At 58.9% G+C, this 23,986-nt stretch carries 18 protein-coding genes and 1 tRNA gene; 17 read left to right on the top strand and 2 right to left on the bottom strand.

Annotated elements, in window-relative coordinates; genetic code table 11:
* Positions 1–109: 109 nt before the first annotated feature.
* The 3 genes from HF320_RS05995 (at position 110) to HF320_RS05985 (ending at position 4,906) form a co-directional block, all read left to right on the top strand.
* Positions 110–1,636, top strand: a complete 1,527-nt coding sequence (locus HF320_RS05995; RefSeq protein WP_169277517.1) for a M81 family metallopeptidase — start codon at positions 110–112, stop codon at positions 1,634–1,636.
* 128 nt (positions 1,637–1,764) lie between these two features.
* The gene (locus HF320_RS05990; protein WP_169277516.1) at positions 1,765–3,315 is read left to right on the top strand and encodes a cation:proton antiporter; all 1,551 of its coding nucleotides are present in this window, start codon (positions 1,765–1,767) and stop codon (positions 3,313–3,315) included.
* A gap of 85 nt (positions 3,316–3,400) precedes the next feature.
* Positions 3,401–4,906 carry a C1 family peptidase gene (locus HF320_RS05985; RefSeq protein ID WP_169277515.1) on the top strand — a complete coding sequence of 502 codons (1,506 nt, stop codon included), beginning with the start codon at positions 3,401–3,403 and terminating at the stop codon, positions 4,904–4,906.
* Positions 4,907–5,016: 110 nt separating this feature from the next.
* Here the strand turns inward: HF320_RS05985 and HF320_RS05980 are convergent, their stop codons facing one another.
* Positions 5,017–6,357, bottom strand: coding sequence for a homoserine dehydrogenase (locus tag HF320_RS05980; RefSeq protein ID WP_169277514.1), 1,341 nt, complete (start codon positions 6,355–6,357; stop codon positions 5,017–5,019).
* A 608-nt stretch (positions 6,358–6,965) separates the two neighbouring features.
* Here HF320_RS05980 and HF320_RS05975 point away from each other — a divergent pair.
* The 6 genes from HF320_RS05975 to HF320_RS05950 all read left to right on the top strand — a co-directional run bounded on the left by HF320_RS05975 (position 6,966) and on the right by HF320_RS05950 (position 13,111).
* Positions 6,966–8,162, top strand: a complete 1,197-nt coding sequence (locus HF320_RS05975) for an ABC transporter substrate-binding protein (protein WP_169277513.1) — start codon at positions 6,966–6,968, stop codon at positions 8,160–8,162.
* Positions 8,163–8,358: 196 nt separating this feature from the next.
* Positions 8,359–9,240 (top strand): branched-chain amino acid ABC transporter permease, encoded by an 882-nt coding sequence (locus tag HF320_RS05970; protein ID WP_169277512.1) that lies wholly within the window; start codon positions 8,359–8,361, stop codon positions 9,238–9,240.
* Positions 9,241–9,249: 9 nt separating this feature from the next.
* Entirely contained in the window at positions 9,250–10,320 is a 1,071-nt protein-coding gene (locus HF320_RS05965) for a branched-chain amino acid ABC transporter permease (protein WP_169277511.1), read from the top strand.
* Positions 10,313–11,164: an ABC transporter ATP-binding protein gene (locus tag HF320_RS05960; RefSeq protein WP_022387146.1), complete on the top strand. Its 852-nt coding sequence runs from the start codon at positions 10,313–10,315 to the stop codon at positions 11,162–11,164. Before HF320_RS05965 ends, HF320_RS05960 begins: the two co-directional genes overlap by 8 nt.
* 4 nt (positions 11,165–11,168) lie before the next feature.
* A complete protein-coding gene (locus HF320_RS05955) occupies positions 11,169–11,882 on the top strand; it encodes an ABC transporter ATP-binding protein (protein ID WP_022387145.1) in 714 nt (237 codons plus the stop codon).
* Positions 11,883–12,313: 431 nt separating this feature from the next.
* Positions 12,314–13,111 (top strand): DUF4931 domain-containing protein, encoded by a 798-nt coding sequence (locus HF320_RS05950; protein WP_169277510.1) that lies wholly within the window; start codon positions 12,314–12,316, stop codon positions 13,109–13,111.
* Here the strand turns inward: HF320_RS05950 and HF320_RS05945 are convergent.
* Positions 13,091–14,110, bottom strand: coding sequence for a bile acid:sodium symporter family protein (locus HF320_RS05945; protein ID WP_169277509.1), 1,020 nt, complete (start codon positions 14,108–14,110; stop codon positions 13,091–13,093). The two genes, HF320_RS05950 and HF320_RS05945, sit on opposite strands and share 21 nt — an antisense overlap.
* A 366-nt stretch (positions 14,111–14,476) precedes the next feature.
* Here HF320_RS05945 and recJ point away from each other — a divergent pair, with 366 nt between their 5' ends.
* From recJ to rplT, 8 genes are all read left to right on the top strand, one after another.
* Positions 14,477–17,773 carry a single-stranded-DNA-specific exonuclease RecJ gene (recJ, locus tag HF320_RS05940; RefSeq protein ID WP_169277508.1) on the top strand — a complete coding sequence of 1,099 codons (3,297 nt, stop codon included), beginning with the start codon at positions 14,477–14,479 and terminating at the stop codon, positions 17,771–17,773.
* A 15-nt stretch (positions 17,774–17,788) separates the two neighbouring features.
* Positions 17,789–20,188 (top strand): RelA/SpoT family protein, encoded by a 2,400-nt coding sequence (locus HF320_RS05935; RefSeq protein WP_169277507.1) that lies wholly within the window; start codon positions 17,789–17,791, stop codon positions 20,186–20,188.
* 18 nt (positions 20,189–20,206) lie between these two features.
* Positions 20,207–20,923, top strand: a complete 717-nt coding sequence (locus HF320_RS05930; protein ID WP_169277506.1) for an MBL fold metallo-hydrolase — start codon at positions 20,207–20,209, stop codon at positions 20,921–20,923.
* A 129-nt stretch (positions 20,924–21,052) separates the two neighbouring features.
* The gene (fba, locus tag HF320_RS05925; RefSeq protein ID WP_169277505.1) at positions 21,053–21,919 is read left to right on the top strand and encodes a class II fructose-1,6-bisphosphate aldolase; all 867 of its coding nucleotides are present in this window, start codon (positions 21,053–21,055) and stop codon (positions 21,917–21,919) included.
* 153 nt (positions 21,920–22,072) lie between these two features.
* A tRNA-Leu gene (locus HF320_RS05920) sits at positions 22,073–22,159 on the top strand.
* A 306-nt stretch (positions 22,160–22,465) separates the two neighbouring features.
* Positions 22,466–23,023, top strand: coding sequence for a translation initiation factor IF-3 (gene infC, locus HF320_RS05915; RefSeq protein WP_040220089.1), 558 nt, complete (start codon positions 22,466–22,468; stop codon positions 23,021–23,023).
* Positions 23,024–23,050: 27 nt separating this feature from the next.
* Positions 23,051–23,248: a 50S ribosomal protein L35 gene (gene rpmI / locus HF320_RS05910; protein ID WP_169277504.1), complete on the top strand. Its 198-nt coding sequence runs from the start codon at positions 23,051–23,053 to the stop codon at positions 23,246–23,248.
* A 52-nt stretch (positions 23,249–23,300) separates the two neighbouring features.
* Positions 23,301–23,660, top strand: a complete 360-nt coding sequence (gene rplT / locus HF320_RS05905; protein WP_022387136.1) for a 50S ribosomal protein L20 — start codon at positions 23,301–23,303, stop codon at positions 23,658–23,660.
* Positions 23,661–23,986: the final 326 nt, after the last annotated feature.

The following is a 23,986-nucleotide window of genomic DNA, read 5'->3' as shown; positions in this document are numbered from 1 at the left end:
CGCTGGCGGGCCGTTATGTTGCGAGTGCGCGAACGTTTGTGGCGACCGCCCTGGCATGCGCCATAATGGGACCCGTTTGATATCCCCGGTTCTTTGGAGCGTGATTGTCATGTCCAAACCCTATCGCATCGCCGTCGGAGGCTTCCATATCGAGTGTTCCGAGTTCACGCCGTACCGCTCGGGCGAGGCCGCATTTCGCGTGCGCCGCGGCCAGGAGCTGCTCGACAGCCATCCGTGGATCACAGGCGACACCTCGGCGATCGATGCCGCGCGCCTCGAGCGCTTTGGCGCCATCGAGCGCATCGAAGGCGTCGAGTGGGTGCCCCTTACCTATGCGGGCGCCCTTCCCGGCGGCCCGGTGACCAACGAGTTTTTCAGCGCGTGGCTCGATGAATTCTGTACGCTGCTTGAGCAAGCCCATAACGAGGAGCCTCTCGATGCCGTGCTGCTCACCATTCATGGCGCCGCGAGCGTGGTGGACCTGGAGGACGGCGAGGGCGTGATCGCCTCCCGCGTGCGCCAGATCGTGGGCAAAGACGTTCCCATCGCTGCCTCCATGGACCTGCACGGCTGCATATCGGATCTGCTGTTTGAGTCCTGCGACCTGCTTACCTGCTATCGCACCGCTCCGCACATCGATGTTCCCTGGACGCATGAGCGCGCCGCCCGTGCTCTTATCAAGGTGCTCGACAATCCCGGGCGCACGCTCTACCGCGCCCGCGTGAACGTGCCCGTGCTGCTTCCGGGCGAGAAGACCTCGACCGAGGTGGAGCCCGGTGCGAGCATGTATGCCAAGCTGGGTGTCTATCAGCTGCAAGACGATGTGTTCGATACATCCATCTGGATGGGCTTCCCTTGGGCCGACATGGAGCGCTGCCACGGCGCCGTCGTGTCCTACGGCTACGATGAGCAGGCCGTGCGCGACGCTGCCATGGCTGCTGCCCAGGACTTCTGGGACAACGCAGGCGTCTTTGAGTTCGTGGGCCCCACCGATACCGCCGAGGGTTCCGTTGCTCAGGCACTCTCTGCCGAGGTAAGCCCGTTCTTTGTTTCCGACACGGGCGACAATCCCGGTGCCGGTGGCACGGACGACAGCACCGTCTTTTTGCGCGAGATTCTCGACGCTTACCGTGCTCAGGGCAGTACGAAGCGCGTCGTTTTCGCGTCCCTCAACGACCCCGCCGCTGTCGAGGCGTGCGAGCAAGCGGGTGTGGGCGCTCCCGTTCGACTGGCTGTGGGTGCCATGAACGGCGGCGTGTCCGGTGAGCCTGTGATGATGGATGGCGTGGTTGACCGTCTGTTTGACGAGTATCGTAGCGGCGGCAAAAGCGCCGTTATCGCCGAGGGCAACTTCAAGGTCATCGTCACCACGGCGCGTACGCAGTTTGGCTGCTCCGAGCAGTACGAGGCCGCCGGCACGCCGTTTGACGCCGAGGATATCGTCGTGGTCAAGATGGGCTATCTTGAGCCCGATCTTTCCGCTGCCGCCAAGGGCTGGGTCATGGCGCTCACGCCGGGCGCCGTGGACCAGGACCTCCCGCGCCTGGGGCACCACAAGATTATGCGACCGCTCTATCCCTTCGATGAGCTGCCGTTCGATCCGCATCTGACGGTCGACCTTCTCGAGCGCGCCTAACCCCATGTGACAAAAGTCCACGGGTTTGTTTTGTCATATTTTCCAGGGCTCCTTCCGGCTTTCCCCTTTCGCAGATTTCCGCCCATCAAAATGGGTACAGTGAGGAAGTTAGGAAAGGAGCCCTTTTCATGGCCTTTGTCTCTTTGGCTGTTATCGCGGGCGCGGCCTTCGTCTGCCCGGTCCTCGCTGCCCTCGTTCCGGGCCGTGCGATTCCCGAGACCGTGTTTTTGCTGCTGGCGGGTGCCGTACTTGGGCCTCATATGCTCGGCCTCATCCATATCGATGAGGCGGTATCCATCGTGTCTGAGCTTGGCCTCGCGTTTTTGTTTTTGCTTGCGGGCTACGAGATCAATCCCAAACATGTTGTTGGGGGCGAGGGACGCTGGGGCCTGGGGGCTTGGGTCGTGTCGTTCCTGCTTGCCTGGCTCGCCGTCCGCATGGCGCCGGCGTTTTCGACGGGCAGCATCGACGGCATCGCGGTCACGCTAGCGCTCACCTCGACGGCGCTGGGCACGCTTATGCCCATCTTGCACGAGCGCTCGCTTATGGGCACGCGCCTGGGCGATTCGATTTTGGCATACGGCACCTGGGGAGAGCTCGGTCCGGTCCTTGCCATGTCGGTGCTGCTCTCTGCTCGCAGCAGCGTTCAGACGCTTATGATCCTCGCTGCGTTTCTTGTCGTTTGCGTGGTGCTTGCCGCCGTGCCTGCCCGCTCGCGCAGGTTGGGCAACCGCTTCTTCCGCTTTATCCAGAACCGTGCCGATACCACGTCGCAGACGTTTGTGCGTCTTACGGTCTTTATCCTTATCGTGCTTGTTGCCTTTACGGCGATCTTCGACCTCGACATCGTGCTTGGCGCCTTTGCCGCGGGTTTTGTCCTGCGCTTTATTATCCCCGAGGGCGACCATACGCTCGAAAGCAAGCTCGAGGGCTTGGCGTACGGCTTTTTGATCCCAGTCTTCTTTTGCGTGTCGGGCGCTAAGATCGACCTCTCCGCCGTTGCCGCCAATCCGCTGATGCTTGCAGGCTTTATCGTGGCGCTGCTCGTGATCCGCGCCGTGCCCATCGCCATCGCCATGAGGCTCTGTCCGCTTACGCGCGATGTTACCCCGCACGGACGCACTACAGTGGCGCTGTACTGCACCACGGCGCTGCCCATCATCGTCGCCGTTACAAGCGTTGCGGTTTCTGCGGGCGCCATGGGCCAAGATATGGCATCGGTGCTTGTTGCCGCGGGCGCGTGCACGGTGTTTCTTATGCCCTTGCTGGCCCAGGCCACGTATCGCATGGTCGATGCCCGTCCGCTTGAGGCTGCCAGCCAGGTTGTCGAGCATCCGCGCGATGCGGCGCAGATCATTCGCGAGCACCATGACTTGGCAAAATTGCTTGCGCGTGAGCACAAGGTCCTTACCTCGCACGGGCATGGTGATGCGACAGACGAGGCTCCCACCTGGGGAAACATTGCGGAACATATCGCTGCGGACCCGTTGCATCATCGTTCGATCGACAATCGCATTGCCACGGCGGCGCACCTGCTTGCCGAGGACGTCTACGAAAACGAGGTCGATCCTTCGTCCCTCTCGCCGCGCGAGCGCCGCCGCCTTGAGCGTGCGAAACTTGCGGTGCAAGAATACCGGCGCCGCATGCTTGAGCTTCATCGCGAGGACGATGCTGAGTGAGATGCAGAAGCGGGGGCTGCGCGCTGCCGCAAAAAGGACTACCCTCGAAGCGTTTGAAATCGAATACAAGGCCTAAGGAGGACCTATGGATAGCCGTGAGAATAAAATAGAGTGCGTGCCGAGCGATGCCTTGTTCGGTACTTCGGCTACGGCACTCGACCCGAATGCCAATGCCGAGCTCGTAAAGCAGTTCGCAAAGAGCCGTGGCAATCGCATTGCGCGCAACGCCGTTACCTCGATGGATGTGATGGCAGCAGCCCGTAATCCGGTTACCATGCGTACGTATTCGGATACCTACCGCGTTGCCGTTAAAGTGCCTAAGACCGTGACCAACCAGCGTCAGTCCGGCCGCTGCTGGATGTTCTCGACGCTCAATACGCAGCGCGTGGAGATTTGCCGCCTGCTCGATGTGGACGACTTCGAGTTCTCTCAGGCATATGGCATGTTTTACGACAAGCTCGAGAAGGCCAACGCCTTTTTGGGAAACATCATCGCCACGGCCCATCTTCCCTTTGACGACCGCGCCGTAACCCTGCTGTTGGAAAACCCCGCGCCCGATGGAGGGGAGTGGCGCTTTGCCGCCAACCTCATTGAGAAGTGGGGCGTGGTGCCCAAGGAGGTCATGCCCGAGACCGCGTGCACCAAGGATTCCTCCCAGATGAATCGCTATCTCAATCGTCTGTTGCGCCGCGATGCCGCGATTTTGCGCGCTGCGGTTGAGCAGGGCGAACCTGACGAGGCCTTGCAGGAGCGTCGTCGCCAGATGATGGAGGATGTGCACCGCGTGCTTTGCATCTGCCTGGGCGAGCCCCCGCTGACCTTCGATTTTGAGCTTGCGGTGGGCGAGCATGCAGAAGTCGATCCGTCCAAAGTCAACGTTCAGGAGGGCGCGGCGACGAAGGGCAAGGCGACGGGCACCGAGGACGCAAAGCCCGTCCGCATCCTGCGCGAGGAGGGCATCACTCCCCAGAAGTTCCAGCGCCGCTATGTGCGCTTTGATGCCAATGATTACGTCGATCTTGTTTCCTGCCCGGGCGCAACGCGCCCCTTCGAGCGCGTGGTGGGCGTGCGCTGGATGGATACCGTGGTAGGCGCTCCCGTTATGCGCATGCTGAATATGCCACCCGAGGTTCTCGAGCGCGCCGCGACGGCTTCGCTTAAAGCGGGCCATGCCTGCTATATGGCATGCGACGTGTCTCAGCAGTTCGCGCGCCACATCGAAGACTTCCCTGGCGTGCTTGCCCTCGATACTATCGATGCCGAGGGCCTGTTCGATATCGATCTGGATATGGACAAAGCCACGATGTATGACATGCGCGAGAGCTGCATGACGCATGCCATGACGTTCCAAGGCGTCGAGCTGGCAGACGATGGCACGCCGCGCGCTTGGCGCGTCGAGAACAGCTGGGGCAAGGACGCCTGCAAGGATGGCTACCTGATTATGAGCGGCGAGTGGTTTCGCCTCTATGGCGGCGAGGTCGTGGTGCGCCGCGAGTTTTTGGACGAGCAAACGCTCAAGCTGTGGGATACCCTGCCCATCGAGATGTGCAATCCGTGGGATGCCGTTGCATCTGCGGTGCGAGTGAAATAGATGCTGCCTGGGCAGGCTTTTCAATTCGTTTTCAAACAGCAAAAAGGGCTGCTCGAATTAACTCGGGCAGCCCTTTGTCTTGGCGATTGTTTGGACGCAAGTCGCCGGCTCTAGTTGGCCATCACGCCGTCGGTCCAGGCGTCGACGTCCTCGATGCGCAGGACGTTTGCGACCTCGCTTACGCAGTCGGACGCGGCGAGGGCCGCGGCTGCATCCTGGACGTTCTTCTCCAGTGCCTTGTGCGTAAGAAAGATGACGGAGCATGCGTTGCTGTCGCTGTTGCCGTCTTCGAGCTGGTTGATGAGCGAGATGGAAATGTCGTGCTTGGCAAACACGTCCACGGCCTCGGCGAGCGCGCCTACGCGGTCGGCGACGCGAAGACGGATGTAGTACTTGGTCTCAAGCTCGTCCATGGAACGGATGGGCTTGTTGCGGCTGAACGGCTCGCTTTCGGGCAGCGGCGCCACACCGCGGCTGATCTGTTCGGAGAGCGTCAAGATGTCGCCCACCACGGCGCTCGCGGTGGGGAAGGAGCCCGCGCCCGCGCCGTAGAACATGGTCTCGCCTACGGCGTCGCCCACCACGTAGACGGCGTTCATGGCGCCCGAGACCTTCGCCAGCTGATGGTCGAGCGGAATCATCGTGGGGTGCACGCGCACGTCCACACCCTCGGCGGTATTGCGGGCGATGCCCAAAAGCTTGATGGTGTAGCCCAGGTCGTGCGCCACGGAGATATCTTCGGCGGTGATGGTGCGAATGCCCTGCTGGTACACATCGTCGGTGGTTACGCGCGAGCTAAAGCCAATAGAGGCGAGAATGGCCGTTTTGCTGGCGGCGTCAAAGCCGTCGACATCGGCGGAGGGGTCGGCCTCGGCGTAGCCCTTGGCTTGCGCGTCGGCGAGCACGTCGGCGTAATCGGCACCCTCTGCCTCCATGCGGGAGAGAATGTAGTTGGTGGTGCCGTTTAGGATGCCTGCGATGGTGAGGATCTCGTTGCCCACGAGGTCGCGCTCGAGGGTACTCACGATGGGGATGCCGCCGCCGCAGCTCGCTTCGCACTTGAGCTGCACGCCATGCTCGCGCGCAGTGCGGGCGAAGGCCTCGACATGACGTCCCAGCAGCGCCTTGTTGGCGGTGACCACGTGCTTGCCGGCAGCGAAGGCGGCCTCGTAGATCTCGGCCGCAGGATGTTCGCCGCCGATGAGTTCGACCACGATGTCGACGTTCTCGTCGGATACGACGTCATGCCAGTCGCTCGTGAATTGCTCGGGTGTGATGCCGACAGCTTCGGCCTGCTCCCATACGAGGCCGCAGGCGCGCGCGATCTGGAGGTCGATGTTGTAGGCGTCCAGATAGCGATCATGATGGGAAAGGATGGTGCGGGCGACGCCGCCGCCCACCGTGCCCAAGCCGATGAGGCCCACGTTGACGGTGCGGAGATTGTCCTGCATAGATGGCTCCTTACGCGGTATCTGAGGGTGGATGCGAATTTGCGTAATGGCATTCTAGCGGCTCGACCGATGCCTGTCACGGTATCGCGCCGGCGGCCCTCGCCTGGCGTCGACGGAAACCGTTTGGACATATTGGAAACAGGCGAGACACACAAAACAAGCCTGTAACAAACGGCGCCGAAAAAGCGAGTGGTCTCTCCTCAACGTTCGGGCGACACGGATCCAGCGCTTGGAACGGGATGGCAAAAGTGCAAGATCGTCGTCGAGGGCTTGACCGGAACTCTGACATGGAACGATGGGGGGGTCAGGTCGAAAAGCCTGCAACCGCCTACGTCATCAAGGATGGCAAGTACGTCCAGGCCTAACCGTTGCCGCTGTCCTCGCGTGTCGAAATCGTTTTGAAACATTAAATCTGAGCTGCGAAAACGACGTTTCCCGCAGCTCAGAGGGTCGTGCGCGCGCGGGCTTCTCGCTGGAGGAAGAAATCCCATAAATGCCGCTTACTTTTGGATGATAAAGCGATTATTCTTCTGAACACCCACAAATGTGGGCGTGTTCGCAGTTGTCGGTATCTGTTGGAATCCGACTGTCATCGAAAGGAGAGCCGCATGTCGAGCCTCAACGGTAAGTCATTCAACCCTGTTATGAATCGCAGGAGCGTTATCGCGAGCGCAGCTGGTCTGGGGGTCGCGGGTATTCTAGCCGGTTGCTCCTCTGAGGGTGGCGACAGCGGCTCCGCATCGGCCAACTCCAACGGCGGCGAGTTCAAGATCGGTGCCATCGGTCCCAAGACCGGTGCCGCCGCTTCTTACGGCCTCTCCGTGTGCAACGGCGTCGAGCTCGGCTGCAAGGATTTCTCCAACGACACCTATAACTTCGTGAGCAAGAGCGAAGACGACGTCGCCGACGGCGAGAAGTCCGTCACCGCGTTCAATACCCTTGCCGACTGGGGCATGCAGGCGCTCGTCGGCCCCACCACCACCGGCGCTTCCGTTGCCGTGGCCGAGGTCGCAGCGCAGGATCCCCAGATCTTCATGATCACCCCGTCCGCTTCTTCCACGGACGTCACCAAGGGCAAGACCAATGTCTTCCAGGTGTGCTTCACCGACCCCAACCAGGGCGTTAACGCTGCTAAGTTCCTCGCTGCCAACTACGGCGACGAGAAGTTTGTCCTGTTCTACAACTCCGGCGATTCCTATTCTTCCGGCATCGCCGATGCGTTCAAGGAGCAGGCTGCCAAGTCCAAGCTCGAGGTCGTCGACGAGGAGACCTTCAAGGACGATTCTCAGACCTCCTTCACCAACCAGCTCACCAAGGCCAAGGAAAAGGGCGCGACGATGATTTTCGCCCCGATCTACTACACCCCGGCTTCGGTGCTCCTCAAGAACGCCTCCGATATGGGCTACGAGGTCAAGATGATGGGCTGCGACGGCATGGACGGCATCCTGGGCGTCGAGGGCTTCGACACCACCCTTGCCGAGGGCCTGTTGCTCATGACCCCGTTCTCCGCCGACGACGAGAACAACGCCGACTTCGTGAAGGCCTATAAGGACGCTTACGGCAAGACTCCCGATCAGTTTGCCGCAGACGCCTACGACGGTGTCCATGCAGTTGCCGAGGCCTTGAAGGAGGCGGGCCTTCCTGCCGACGTCGATCCTACAGAGGCTTCTTCCAAACTCGCCGAGGCCATGACCAAGATTACGGTCAAGGGTCTGACCGGCACTCTGACGTGGAACGACAAAGGCGAGGTCCAAAAGGATCCGACCGCGTACGTCATTAAGGACGGTAAGTACGTCCAGGCCTAAGCGCCGCGGAGTGCCTGCACATAGGTGCACGTAACATAAGCAGGGGCGGAACTATTCCACCCCTGCTTTTCCCTATTGGGGCAAGGTGTATTTCTTGACCGTTACCCCTGTTTTACGGGAGGGTTTCGCCCCTTGTATGTCGCGTTGGGGGCGGCCTATCCTAATCGAGTCACATAACGAAAGGAGGGTGTGAAACATGACGGTATTCATCCAGTATCTGGTGAACGGCCTGTCCATGGGCAGCGTCTATGCGATCATCGCGCTGGGCTACACCATGGTCTACGGTATCGCCAAGATGCTCAACTTCGCCCATGGTGACGTGATCATGGTCGGTGCATACGTTTCGTTTTGCGCCACATCGTACCTTGGACTGCCTGGCTGGCTTTCGGTGGTCCTGTCCGTCGTCGTCTGCACCGCGCTGGGCGTGCTCGTCGAGGGCCTTGCATATCGTCCGCTGCGCGCCGCGGGTCCGCTTGCGGTCCTTATCACGGCTATTGGCGTTTCTTACTTCCTGCAAAACGCCGCCCAGCTGCTGTGGGGTGCCACGCCCAAGAACTTCACCTCGTTGGTTAAGTTCCCGGTCCCAGCGTTTCTGGCGCAGTTCAACGTTTCTGCCGTGTCGCTCGTCACCATCCTCGCTTGTATCTTGATTATGGTGGTGCTCATGTGGTTCACCTCCAAGTCAAAGATGGGCAAGGCCATGCGCGCCTGCTCCGAGGATAAGGCGGCCGCTCAGCTCATGGGCATCAACGTCAACCGCACCATTTCGATGACGTTTGCCATCGGTTCTGCGCTTGCGGCCATCGCCGGCGTGCTGTTGTGCTCGTACTCTCCGGTGCTGCAGCCCACGACCGGTGCCATGCCTGGCATCAAGGCCTTTACCGCTGCCGTCTTTGGCGGCATCGGCTCCATTCCCGGTGCGTTTGTGGGAGGCGTCTTGCTCGGCATCATCGAGGCCATGGCACAGGCGTACATTTCTACGTCGCTCGCCAACTCTATTGTGTTTGCCGTGCTTATCGTGGTGCTTCTGGTCAAGCCCGCGGGCCTTCTGGGCAAGTACGTCCCGGAGAAGGTGTAGGTGGACATCATGAACTTCCTCAAGAATAAGCAGACGCGCTCCGATTTCATTACCTATGGCCTTGTTATCGTTGCGTTCTTGGTGGTCTTCTTCATGCAGACCAATCATATGATTCCGCGCATGTTCGCCGGACAGCTGGTGCCTATCACCGCCTATATCGTGATGGCCATTTCCCTAAACCTCGTGGTCGGTGTCGCGGGCGACCTTTCTCTTGGCCATGCCGGCTTCATGAGCATCGGCGCCTACACGGGCATCGTTACCGCCGTATCCATGCAGGCAGCGGGCGCGCCTCAGACGCTCGCGCTCATCGTGAGCATCGTCGTCGGCGCTGTCTTTGCTGCTATCGCCGGATTTATCATCGGCATCCCCGTGCTTCGCCTGCGCGGCGACTACCTGGCTATCGTCACCCTTGCCTTTGGCGAGATCATCAAGGAGGTTGTGACCTGTCTGATCGTGGGTGTCGACGCCCATGGCCTGCATGTCGTGTTCAACCTTAGAGGTAACGCCACGGTCAACGACTTGCATCTGATGGACGGTGGCATCGCCATCATCAAGGGCGCTCAGGGCGCCTCGGGCGTTTCCACCTATTCCACGTTCGTTGCCGGTTTTGTGCTCATCATGATTGCGCTCGTTGTTGTGCTCAACCTGGTGCGCAGCCGCACCGGCCGTGCGATCGAGGCCGTGCGTGACAATCGTATCGCTGCCGAGAGCGTAGGTATCTCCGTTACCAAGTACCGCATGATCGCCTTTGTGGTCTCCGCCGCCCTCGCCGGCGCTGCCGGAGCGCTCTTTGGCGGTAACTTCTCACAGCTCTCTGCCACTAAATTTGACTTCAATACCTCGATTCTCATTCTGGTCTTTGTGGTCTTGGGCGGTCTGGGCAACATGCGCGGATCCGTTATCGCCGCCGCGGTGCTGACGATTCTCCCCGAGGCGCTGCGCGAGTTCTCCGACTACCGCATGCTTGTCTACGCTATCGTCCTCATCCTTGTGATGATCTGCACCAACAGCCCTCAGATCCAAGGCTTTATCGCCCGCTTTAAGCCCAAGAAGAAGGGGGAGGTCGAAGCCAATGTCTAAGTTCGAGTTCGAAAAGGGCAAGATGGTACCCTATCCTAGCCGCGCCATCGTCCCCGATCGCGATGTCAACGAGACACCGGCGCTCGAGTGCATTCACCTGGGTATCGAGTTTGGCGGCCTGAAGGCGGTCGATGACTTTAACCTCACCATCGGCAAGACCGAGATCGCCGGCCTTATTGGCCCCAACGGTGCTGGCAAGACCACCGTCTTCAACCTGCTTACTAAGGTCTACCAGCCCACGAACGGAACTATTCTGCTCAACGGCCAGGATACGAGCGGCAAGACCGTAAGCCAGGTCAATCGCATGGGCATCGCCCGTACGTTCCAAAACATCCGCCTGTTCTCGTCCATGACGGTCGAGGACAACGTCAAGGTTGGTCTGCACAACCAGGAAAAGTACACGGGCCTCGAGGGCGTTTTGCGCCTGCCCAGCTATTGGAAGCACGAGAAACAGGCGCACGAGCGCGCCATGGAGCTGCTCTCCATTTTCGATATGGAAAAGCATGCGAACGATCAGGCCGGAAGCCTTCCTTACGGTGCCCAGCGTCGTTTGGAGATCGTGCGCGCGCTTGCGACCAATCCCTCGCTGCTGTTGCTGGACGAGCCCGCGGCAGGCATGAATCCGTCCGAGACGGCGGAGCTCATGGAGAATATCGTTAAGATCCGCGACACCTTTGGTATTGCCATTATGCTGATCGAGCACGATATGAGCCTGGTCATGAATATCTGCGAAGGCATCTGTGTGCTTTCCTTTGGCAAGGTTATCGCTAAAGGCACGGCCGAGGAGATTCAGAATAACGAGACCGTCATCGAGGCCTATCTGGGCAAGAAGAAGGAGGCGTAGCGCCATGGCAGAACCGATGCTTTCCGTATACAACGCCAATGTCTGGTACGGCGCAATCCACGCCATCAAGAACGTTTCCTTTGAGGTCAACGAAGACGAGATTGTGGCCCTGATTGGCGCTAACGGTGCCGGTAAGTCCACGACTCTTAAGACCATTTCGGGCTTGCTGCGCTCCAAGACGGGATCCATTACGTTCCAGGGCGAGGACATCGCCCATACGCCCGCTGACAAGCTCGTTGCCAAGGGCCTGGCTCAGGTACCCGAGGGGCGTCGCGTCTTTCTCGAGATGTCGGTGGAGGAGAACCTCGAGATGGGCGCCTATACGCAGCCCAAGAGCACCATCGCTCCCGGCCTCGAGCGCGTCTACGAGCAGTTCCCACGCTTGAAGGAGCGCCGTCGCCAGGTTGCAGGCACGCTTTCGGGCGGTGAGCAGCAGATGCTCGCCATGGGTCGCGCTCTTATGAGCAACCCCAAGCTTCTCATGCTCGACGAGCCCTCCATGGGCCTTGCTCCCATTCTGATTGAGCAGATCTTCCAGATTATCGAGGACCTGCACAAGGCAGGCACCACGATCTTGCTGGTTGAGCAAAACGCGCAGATGGCGCTTTCCATCGCCACGCGCGGCTACGTGATGGAGACGGGCAACATCACCTTGAGCGGTACGGGCCAAGAACTCCTGCATAACGACGACGTTCGCCGCGCCTACCTGGGCGGCTGACGCTTCGTACCATATTGTTCCATCCAAGGGCGGCATCGCATCAACAGGCGGTGTCGCCTTTGCTTTAAGGGGCATCGACCTGTTCGGACCCGGGGCATCTCTGTCCCCTCATGCTCAGACATACTCGCGCTCTTGCGAGCGCTGCGTAACTGCGCGTGAGGGGACAGAGATGCCCCGGGTCCTCGGACAACTGCTTGATTCAAGTCGCAAGCACGGTATCTTGCCGGAAGGGGGACGCTATTGCCTCCACGCGCAGTTGCGCAGCGTCCGTAGGACGCGAGTATGTTTGAGCATGGAGACAATAGCGTCCCCCTTCCGGCGTAGGTGAGGTGTTTCACCCGTGTAATGCTTTGGGCAGGGTTTATCGCAGGCTTGCCTGCCTCCGCAAGGGTGCGCGATACTTCTATCTACATGAGACCAAGGGGGCAGACATGGCACTGGTATTCGACGTGGTAAAGGCAAAGGGTAAGCCGGACGATAACCGTCGGCCGGGCACGTCGTGCCCATTTTGCGACGTCGATGGACTCGAAAACATCATCCGCCGTGACGGGGACCGCATTTGGTTGCAGAATAAGTTTCGCACGCTGCGCCACACCATGCAGACCGTGCTCATCGAGTCGGCCGATCATGATGCGGATATCACTACATATGAACCCGAGGAGCTCCATGGCGTGATTCGCTTTGCGCTGTCCTGCTGGGAGCAGATGATCGATTCGGGCGATTATCGCAGCGTCCTTATGTACAAGAACATGGGCCCGCTTTCGGGCGGAAGCCTCACGCATCCTCATATGCAAATTGTTGGACTCGAGGAGGAAGACGGGTATGCAGAGATCTCTATGAAGCACTTCGAGGGAATCGAAGTGTGGCGGCGCGGGCGCGTGCGCGCGACCATTTCCACCGATCCCGTTATGGGCTTTTTCGAGGTAAACGTCATCTGCCCACAGGGGCTTGCCCACGGCAATGCTCCAGAAGACATCGAGGACACGAATCGATTTGCCGACGCGCTTCAGACGGTGGTTCGCTATGTTCTTAACGAGCATCACGGCGGGCGTGCCTCGTCATACAACCTCTTCTTTTACCACATGGAGGGGATGACGATCGTCAAAGCGCTTCCGCGCTGGGTGGTTTCGCCCTATTTTGTAGGCTATCGCTTGGCGCAATGCAATGCCGAGACAACGCTTGCACGCGATGCCGAGCGTCTGCGGGAGCTACTTGACGAGCGAGCTTGATACGGCGGTATCGTTTTTGTTTGCTATGCCGGCGTCCGTCGTCGAGGTGCCCTCATCGTATAGGCGATGAATGAGCGCGCCAAAAAATGCAGCGAGCATCTGCTGGAACAGGGTGCCGCACATGACAGGGAACACCACTTCGCCTGGAAAATACTGGCTGGCGATGACCGCGCCTGACGAGATATTGCGCAGGCCGCAGGCGAAGCTCATGGTGACAAGCGTCGGTTGCGGCTGATGCAGAAGGCGTGCGACCAACAAGCCCCAGATGTACCCGCTGCAGGCGTAGAAAAAAATGAAGAGCGCCACGGCGATGCGCTTCCAGGTCATATGGAGCACGTAGGAGGACATCGCGGTCGAATTCGCTGTAATGATGATCACCAGCAACGCGCGACAAGCGGGGGAGATAGCGGGGGAGAGACGTTCGTGTCCCCACTCGTGGGTCAGCTCGTTGACCATCATGCCTGCAAGCGCGGGAAGCGCGATCATCAGCACCATGTCAAAGATCATCTTGGCAGCGTCGATCTGAATCGAATGCCCCATCAGAATCTGAAGCGTAAACGGGATGCTAAAGGGTGCGAGCACGGTGGAGACCAGGATGACGGCGAGTCCGAGGGGGCCGTCGCCGTGGAACATGCCCACCCACATAAAGCTGACCACTGCTACGGGCACGCTATATTCAAGAAGAATGCCGGTGACGAGGTTGACGTTGCCGGCAAATAGCAGGTTTCCCAGGAAATAGGCGAGCGTTGGCATAAAGACCTGACTTATGAGCAAGATGACGATGAGGTCTTTGGGGTGCTTAAATACGCCAACAAGCTGATGGACGGTGTTGTTGAGAGAACCTTGAAACGTCATGAAGGCGAACATGACGGGTACGACAGCGCGAATGGGCGAGAAGACTTGGGGAAAGAGCACGCCCGCCGCCACACAGCAGGGAACGATAAAGGGCATCTTGGAGCCGATCAGGTTTCCAAATGCATGCCAGCGATCCACGAACATCGGTAAGGTCCTCTTTCGCATTGTTTTTCACGCTTGCGATCAGATATCGCAAAATCGTGCGGCCAAACGTTGAATCAAGGGCGAGTATAACGCCGTCGCCTGCCATGAACATGGACGCGATTGTGTATGACCGTTCTACCAGCGGCTGAAATACGATGGATACCTTCGGTGGCTTACCTGCACATTGTGTCCACTTGACGCGTATAATAAAGGCGTTCAACAGCTCGGCCCGCCGAAGCGGGCCCACACATCAAGGAAGTGCCCTCATGCGCCCATTTGGTTTCGCGCATGATTGCTGCCATCGCCGCCATCATGCTTCTCACGATCGCGTCCCTCGCAATTGCCTTGCGGGGAGGTGCGTTGCCTATGCCTTCGCTTAAGACATCTCACCGCTGGGCTGTTGCCCATAACGATATCAATCTTGAACGAGAACTCTCTCACGCCCTTGGCGTGGCCCCGCTGGTGGCTCGCATCATGGTCGCCCATGGTATCGAATCGGTCGAAGAAGGTCATCTCTTTCTCACCCCGTCTCTCGAGCGCGACTGGGCGAACCCCTCGATTATCCCTGGCTTGAGCGATGTGGCCGATCGCGTGCAGGCGGCACTTGCTGCAGGCGAGGTCATCGCCGTCTTTGGCGACTTTGATGTTGACGGCATTACGTCAACCTGTCTGCTCACCGAGGCGTTGCGCCACCTTGGCGGCACCGTTCACCCGTTTATTCCGCACCGATTTGACGAGGGTTACGGTCTTACCGCCAGCGCGCTCGACCGAGTGGTCGAAGCGTGCTCTCCAACGCTCATCATCACGGTCGATAACGGCATCGCGGCAAAAAACGAGGTACAGCAGATCGTTGAGCGCGGCATCGACATCGTGGTGACCGACCATCATGAGCCTTCCGGTCTTGTTCCCCAGGGCGTTCCCGTTGCCGATCCCAAGATTGCCGATAAGAGTCCCTCACGCGAGCTCGCCGGTGCCGGCGTGGCGCTCAAGCTCGTGCAGCTGCTGGGCGAGCGCCTGGGCGAACCCGACCTGTGGCGCTCCTATACCGAGGTCGCAGCGCTTGGAACCGTGTCGGACATGATGCTTCTCACTCCCGAGAACCGTGCGCTTGTGGCAGATGGCATTGCCCATATGCGCACCTCGACGCGTCCTGGTTACGTGGCACTCGCTTCTGTTGCCCGTGCCGACTTGCGCACCATCACAGCCGATGCCCTTTCCTTCTCGCTCATCCCGCGCCTCAACGCTGCGGGCCGTATGGCAGATCCCGCCTTGGCGCTCGATTTGCTAATGGCGACCGATCCCATGGAGGCGGCGCGACTCGCTGCCCAGCTCGAAGAGATCAACCAGGATCGTCGAGATATCGAGGGCAAGCTTGCCGACGAAGCCATGGCTCTTGCCGAGGCCAGCTATGACGGCGGTCGCGTGATCGTCGTGGGCGGCGAGGGCTGGCACGAGGGCGTGAAGGGTATCGTGGCGAGTCGTCTTACCAATCGCTTCCATGTTCCCGCGCTTTTGTTTTCCGTGCAGGATGGCATCGCGCGAGGGTCGGGCCGCTCGGTTGGCTCCGTCAACCTGTTTGATGCGGTTGAGCGATGCTCCGACCTCGTGATTCGTTTTGGAGGCCATGCCGGTGCCGTTGGCGTGACTATCGAGGCCGATAAACTCGATGAGTTTCGCCGCCGGATGGGCGAGACTCTAGCCCAGCTTCCCGCCGAGGACTTCGAGGATACCGATGAGGTCGCTGCCGTTGTTAAGCTTTCCGAGCTCGATATCAACACGATCGAGCAGATCTCGGTGCTCGAACCGTTTGGACAAGGTAACAGAGTTCCGCTGCTTGCGGCTACCGGCGTGACCATGACCGATCGTGCTGCGGTGGGAAAAACGGGCGATCACATGCGTTTTGTCGCCACCGATGGCATCTCGAGCGTTCCCGCCATTATGTTTCGCGTGCCCGATATCGATCGATGCGTGGCATGCGACGCAGTTGTCGACCTCGTGTTCGAAGCCGTGGCGGAGCGCTGGCAGGGCCGCGTGAAGCCCAAGCTCATGGTTAAAGACATTCTTCGCCATGACGCCGCGGGCTCTAAAGACGATACGAACGACAACGCCCCCATCATGGCTTCCGCAGCCGCCGCCGATGAAGCCTTTGGCGATGCTCCCGATGCTTCGCGTCGTGCCATGCTCGCCCGTCTTCCCTATGATGAGCTGACGCGTACGCTCATCCATTCGTTTATTGGATGCGCAGATCCGCATCCCGCGCAGCGCGATGCGCTTGATGCTCTGGGCCAGGGCAAAAGTGTCCTTGCGGTGATGGGCACCGGCCGCGGAAAATCCCTGATCTTCCAAGTTCATGCTGCCCGCGAGGCTCTCTCCCATGATCGCGCGAGCATCTTTGTCTATCCTCTGCGCGCCCTCGTGGCCGATCAGTCGTTCCATCTCGTCGAGCGCTTTTCTCAGCTGGGACTGCGCGCAGCGGTCCTTACGGGCGAGACGCTTCCTGCCGCCCGTGACGCGATTTTCTCGCGCCTGCGCGCCGGCGCGCTCGATGTGATTCTCACCACGCCTGAGTTCCTCGATATTCACCGCTCGCGTTTCGCGCCGGCGCGTATCGGCTTTATCGTTTTCGATGAGGCGCATCATATGGCCGCGGCAAAGGGCGGAAATCGTAGTGCCTATCTCGACATGCCGGAGGTTTTGCAGCTGTTGGGCTCGCCCCAGGTTCTTGCTGCGACAGCTACCGCCTCTCGTCCTGTTGCCAAGGAGATACGTCACCTTCTTCCCATCAACGAGGTGGTGGTCGACGACACGGTGCGTGCCAATCTGAACCTGGAGGACGAGCGCAACTTGCAAGCGCGCGAGAACTGCCTTGTCTCCATCGTCGCCACGGGGGATAAGTGTGTGGTGTACGTCAATGCGCGCGACGCTGCCGTTGCGCTTGCCCGCACGCTTCGCCGTCGCATCCCCGAGCTCGCTCCCGCCATTGCGTTCTATCACGCGGGCCTTTCACGAAGCGACCGCATGCGTGTCGAGGATGCTTTTAGAAGCGGTGAGCTTTCCTGCATCGTCTCCACTTCCGCCTTTGGCGAAGGCGTCAACTTGCCTGATATTCGCCATGTTGTCTTGTATCACATGCCGTTTGGCGCTATCGAGTTCAACCAAATGAGTGGCCGTGCGGGTCGCGATGGCGCCGCCGCTCGCATCCATCTACTCTATTCTGCTCGCGATGCCCGCATTAACGAGCACCTGCTCGATGCTTTGGCGCCCACGCGCGACGAGCTTGTCGTTCTCTACCGTGCACTGCAGACCATGTGGCGCGCGGCGCGAACCAAGACGGGGGAGAACTCGTTTGCGGCGAGCGATCTTGACATCGCGCAGATGTGCCTTGCTATCGATGCGCGCACACATGTGGATGAGCGCTCGGTTTCGTGTGGCCTTGGCGTGTTCGAGGAGCTCGGGTTTGCGTGCGTGAAGGGTTCGGATGCAAATCGCCGTATCGCCATGACCGAGAACCCGGGCAAGGTTGAGCTTTCTCGTTCTATTCGTTACCTCGAGGGCATGCGCACGCGCATGGAGTTCTCAGCATTCAAGAGCTGGGCTTTAGATACATCTGCTCATGATATGCTTGCACGAGTGAACAGGCCCATCACACCACGGGCTGAATAAAGGGGAGGGGTCACCATGGGCAGCGCTGCTTCTCATGCAAATGCTGCGCCGCATTCCGGTGCAGTTGTTCATACAAACCAGGAGGGTAGCCTGCGCCCTACTTCGGAGCTGCTGCACATTACATGTGCCGACGATCTGCCGTATCAGATTACTGCAGACAGCTACGACAAGCTCGCGAGCCTGTGCCGCAAGAACATGAACGAGGAAGATCGCGCCAAAGTCGAGCGTGCCTACTGTTTTGCCGCCGAGAAGCATGCGAAGCAAAAGCGCCGCTCGGGCGAGATGTATATCAACCATCCTGTTGAGGTGGCCATTATCTTGGCCGAGCTCAATATGGACTGCGACGTGGTGTGCGCCGCGCTCCTTCACGATACGGTGGAAGATACCGAGACCTCTCTCGATGATGTGGCAAGCATCTTTGGCTCGACTGTTTCCGAGCTCGTCGACGGCGTGACCAAACTCACGAACATCGAGGTCGACAGCATGGACGAGAAGCAGGCGCTCAACCTGCGCAAGATGTTTCTCGCCATGTCGCGCGACATTCGCGTGATTATCGTCAAGCTTGCCGACCGCCTGCATAACATGCGAACGCTCGCTGCTCTTCGCGAAGATCGGCGTCTGTTCAAGGCGCGCGAGACAATGGACGTGTACGCGCCTTTGGCCGACCGCTTGGGCATGAGCTCTATCAAGTGGGAGCTAGAGGACCTTTCCTTCTTCTATCTTGAGCCGGAAGCCTATCAGCGCATTGCGCGCATGGTTGCCGAGAGTCGTGAAGTGCGCGAGCGCTTCTTGGCAGAGACTATCAAGACGCTGACCGACGAGCTTAAGCACGCGGGCCTTGAGGGGTTTCAGATCAAAGGACGCTCCAAGCATTACTGGTCCATCTACCAGAAGATGCGCCGCAAGGGAAAAGAGTTTTCCGAGATCTACGACCTTGTGGCCCTGCGCGTCATCACCAATACTGTGGGCGATTGCTACTCCGCGCTCGGTGCGGTTCACTCTTTGTGGCATCCTATGCCGGGGCGATTCAAAGACTATATCGCTATGCCCAAATTCAACAACTACCAGTCGTTGCACACAACGGTTATCGGTCCCACGGCTCGCCCGCTTGAGATTCAGATTCGTACGTACGAGATGCACGAGCAGGCGGAATACGGCATTGCCGCCCATTGGCTCTACAAGCGTTCGGGCGGGTCTACCGCCTCTAAATCCAACGACGCTCAGCGCCTGGACGATCAGATCAATTGGCTGCGCCGCTCGCTCGATTGGACTGTTTCCGACGAGATCGACGATCCAAAAGAGTTTCTTCACTCATTGAAGGTCGATCTTTTTGACCAGGAAATTTTCGTGTTTACACCCAAGGGCGAGGTCATGAGCTTACGCGCGGGATCGACGCCGCTTGACTTCGCGTATGCCGTCCACACCGAGGTCGGCAACCATTGCGTCGGCGCTATGGTTAATGGCGTGGTTGCCCCACTCTCGCACGAGCTCGCCATGGGTGACCGTGTCGAAATCTTGACCAATAAGGCCGCAAAGCCCTCGCGCGATTGGTTCAACATCGTGCGTACGCCCTCCGCCCGCTCTAAGATTCGCCGCTATTTTGCGGCGGCAACCAAAGACGACGATGCCATTTCTGGTCGCGACACACTTGCAAAGGACCTGCGCAAGCGAGGCTTCGGCATATCCACGCCCCGCTCTACGCGCGCCCTTACCGAAGTCGCGCACGACTTGAACTTCAAGCAACTTGAGGATTTGTTCGCCGCCGTGGGCGCCGGCAAGGTCGCGCCGCGCATGGTGTGCAACAAGGTGGAAGCGCTGCTCGACCCCAAGCCGACCGAAGCCGCCGCCAAGGAGCCCGAAGAGATCGTTGCCGAGACGATCAAGCAGGCGCGCGGTAGCCGCCGTCCGCCCAAGCGCAAGCGCAAGCCCGCAAGTTCGGGTGTTGTGGTCAAGGGCGGCGATGGCCTGCTGGTTCGCCTGGCCCACTGCTGCAACCCTGTGGTTGGCGACGATATCGTTGGCTTCATCACGCGCGGACGCGGCGTGTCGGTCCATCGTGCCGACTGCCCCAACGTCAAGGGCCTTATGGAGCACCCCGAGCGCATGATCGAGGTGTCATGGGACGATGGAGCCGATGCTCTCTTCCAGGTTGAGATTGTAGTCGAATGTCTCGATCGCATGGGATTGCTCAAAGACGTTACTATCGCCATCGGCGATGCGGGGGCCAACATTCTCTCGGCTGCAACATCGACCGACCGCGAGGGAGTCGCTACCCTGCGCTTTTTGGTCGAGATCTCCGATGCCAGCGGCTTGGACGCGCTGCTTGCCGCCATTAGTCGCGTGGAAAGCGTCTTCGATGCTCGCCGTCTCATGCCCGGCGAGGGCGGCGGTGCGCAGGTGGCGCATCGTCACTAATAACGTGAGAGGTGTTTTATGGATGGCAAATTGCCGTTGAAGGCGAATTTGGAGCTCGAGGGCCATGGTTCGCTTCGCGTCGCAACTATTGTTAACGGCCCGATTCAGACCAATACCTACATTGTGGTCTCCCAAGATCACGCTGTGATGATCGATCCCGCATGGGAAGGGGAGAAGCTGGCCGAGCGCGCCTTGGCCCTGTTTCCCACTGCGCATCTCGATGCCGTTGTCTGCACACACGGGCATGCCGATCACGTTGGCGGCGTAGCGGGCGTTCGCCGTGTCTTGGGCGAAGACATCCCCTTTATGATTTCCGCGCTTGATGCACCGCATCTTGCCGAGGCAGTGCGCAGCATGAAGACGACATGGGGTATCGATACCGAGATGCCGCCTGCACCCGACCGTTTGCTTGAGGAGGGCGATACGGTCGAGGTGGGAGACGCGTGTTTCCAGGTGCTGTCGACTCCCGGCCATACGCCGGGAGGCATTGTGCTGTTTACTGCCACTTCGGATGCAAACATCGCATTTGTAGGCGATACCCTTTTCCCAGGAGGACATGGTCGTGTCGATCTTCCCGGCGGTGACGAGGGGCTGATTATGCGTTCGCTTGCGCGCATCGGCACCTCTTTGCCCTCAGATACCTTGTGCTATGTGGGCCATAACGGCACCACGACCGTCTCTCGCGAACTTGATTCGAACCCCTTCATGGCCTATGCGCTTCGTCACGAGCATTAACCCTTTCGTTTCGAAGAATATCGAAGCTTTCGTTTTGCTTATGTGAAAGTATGACAGATGGCGTATCGAGGCTATGGCGCATGGTATGCTTTGCTATGTCATTTCGGCACTTCGAACTAGGGGGTTCGTATGCTCGTTAACGCAAGCGACATGCTTAAGAATGCTGAGGCCGGCCATTACGCTTTGGGCGCCTTCAACACCAACAACCTGGAATGGACGCTCGCTATTCTCCAGGCTGCCGAGGAGGCCAAGTCTCCGCTTATCATGCAGTGCACGGGCGGCGCTGCCAAGTGGATGGGCAGCTACAAGGTTTGTGCCGATATGGTCAAAGCTTGCGTTGAGGCTCTCGACATTACGGTTCCTGTTGCTTTGCACCTCGATCATGGTTCCTATGAGGATTGCTTCAAGGCCATGGATGCAGGCTTTACATCCATTATGTACGACGGTTCTCACGAGGCCGACTTCCAGACCAATCTCGACCGCACCAAGGAGCTTGTGGACCTCGCTCACTCTCGCGGTCTGTCCATTGAGGCAGAGGTCGGCGGTATCGGCGGTACCGAGGATGGCGTGACTTCCTCCGGTGAGCTCGCCGATCCCGAGCAGTGCAAGCAAATTGCCGACCTGGGCGTCGACTTCCTCGCTTGCGGTATTGGTAACATCCACGGTCTGTATCCGAAAGACTGGAAGGGCCTTTCCTTCGAGCGCCTGGGCGAGATCAAGGCTCTCACTGGTAACCTCCCGCTGGTTCTGCACGGTGGTACTGGCATTCCCGAGGATCAGATCAAGAAGGCCATCTCTCTTGGCGTTTCTAAGGTCAACGTCAACACCGACCTCCAGGTTGTCTATGCCAAGGCCATTCGCGAGTATGTCGAGGCTGGCAAGGATCAGCAGGGCAAGGGCTACGATCCGCGCAAGCTCATCAAGCCGGCTCGCGAGGCTATCGTTGCTCGCACCAAGGAGCTCATGAAGCAGTTTGGCAGCGTGAACAAGGCCTAAAGCCGCTTTTCGCATGGCCCCGGTTTCGTTTTTCCACATGCGGAGAAGCAGACCGGGGTTTTGCGTTTCAATGTTCTGCGCAAGGAAAAAAGTTTGCACGAACCCTTTGGGATTCTTTTAATATGGTATAGTTGCTAACGCACCATAGCGTGCGCCCGAGTGGCGGAATTGGCAGACGCAGTGGACTCAAAATCCACCGGTGGCGACATCGTGCGAGTTCGAGTCTCGCCTCGGGCACCATCCGAACAGCAAGGACCCCAGCGATGGGGTCCTTTCTTGTAAACGCCGAACTCGCGAGAGCGCGCGGATGAAATTTCTCATGTGCGCTCTTCGTGGAGTAATCCACGCTGTGCTACTATACACATCGCACTGTTTGTGCAGTAACGAAGCGGAACCTGTGGGTTCCCACCTTTCGGCGCCAATGAGCAGCTGTCTGGTTCTAAAAAAGAAGATTCGTGCGGTCACGCCGCATAACCTTGTTTTGAAGACCCGGATATCGCTTTGCGGTTCCGGGTTTTGTTTTAGTGTAAGAAGGAGGTTGGGACAATAGCTAAGTCTGATGACACCCGCATCAACGGGGAGATCACCGCGAGCACTTGCCGACTGATCGGTGTGGACGGCTCGCAGCTGGGTCTGTTCGGCATCCGCGATGCTCAGCGCGTCGCCGATGAACAGGGCCTTGACCTGGTGGAGATCGCACCTAATGCGGAACCGCCTGTGTGCAGGGTCATGGATTACGGCAAGTTCAAGTACCAGCAGGCAATGAAGGCCAAGCAGGCTCGTAAGAACCAGTCCAAGGTCGAGGTCAAGGAAATGAAATTCCGTCCGAAGATCGACGTTGGCGATTACGAGACCAAGAAGGGCCACGTGCTGCGTTTCCTCAAGAAGGGCGCACGCGTCAAGATCACCATTATGTTCCGTGGCCGTGAGATGGCCCATCCGGAGCAGGGTCTTAACGTGCTCGAGCGTCTTGCTGAGGATCTTAAACCGTTTGCTACGGTCGAGTCGGCTCCTAAGCTCGAAGGCCGTAACATGCTCATGCTCCTCGCTCCCATCAAGGGCGCCTTCGATACGGAGGCCACCGAGGAAGCATCCGAGAAATAGTCTTTGTAACCGATTAAGGAGAAGTTCATGCCTAAGATGAAGTCCCACAGCGGCACCAAGAAGCGTTTCCGCCGCAGCGGTACCGGTAAGCTCATGCGCGCCAAGGCTTTCAAGAGCCACATCCTGACCAAGAAGACCACCAAGCGTAAGCGTGGTTTCCGTCAGGAGACCGAGATCGCCGCAGCTGACTCTAAGGTCGTCAACGCGCGTCTCGCTGGCCGTTAAGATCCGTCTGTCCGTTTTATTTCGTCTTTATCTCGTTTGGAGTTGATTTGATATGGCACGCATCAAGCGCGCAGTGAGCGCCAAGAAGAAGCGCCGTACCGTTATGTCTCGTGCGAAGGGTTACTACGGTGCCTCTTCGCGTACGTACAAGGCTGCTAAAGAGCAGGTCCAGCACTCCCTGCAGTACCAGTATCGCGATCGCCGCGCTAAGAAGCGCGAGATTCGCAGCCTCTGGATCACCCGCATCAACGCAGCCGCTCGTGTGAACGGCCTTTCCTACTCCCAGTTCATGCACGGCCTGAAGCTTGCCGGCATTGAGCTCGACCGCAAGGTCCTCTCGCAGATGGCTTACGAGGACATCGAGTCCTTCAACGAGCTTGCCGCTGTTGCAAAGAAGGCCCTCGAAGCCTAAAGCCTGCTTTATATAGGGTATTTAGAAACGGGACGTCGTTAGACGCCCCGTTTTTCTTTAAACGGCATGGAAGGAGATACAGGCGGTAGTTAAATGTGTAGGAGATGTGTATGTTAAAACTGAGTATTGCGGAGGGTAGGGGCCTCCGGTAAATTATTTCCTCGCCGAAGGGAGTAGCGCAGTTAACGCAACACTCTCGGCGGGTACCTTGAGAACCGGATACCGCGGGTGGAGCGATAGCATATCGACTCCATCCGGGACAGATGCACTAAATCATACCAATTCGAAGTATGAGCGAATGTGTACGGAAGTATAACTTGATAAGG

It is taken from the genome of Collinsella acetigenes (genome assembly GCF_012844445.1).
Lineage (GTDB): Bacteria > Actinomycetota > Coriobacteriia > Coriobacteriales > Coriobacteriaceae > Collinsella > Collinsella acetigenes.
This window is presented reverse-complemented; position numbering and strand designations above follow the sequence as displayed.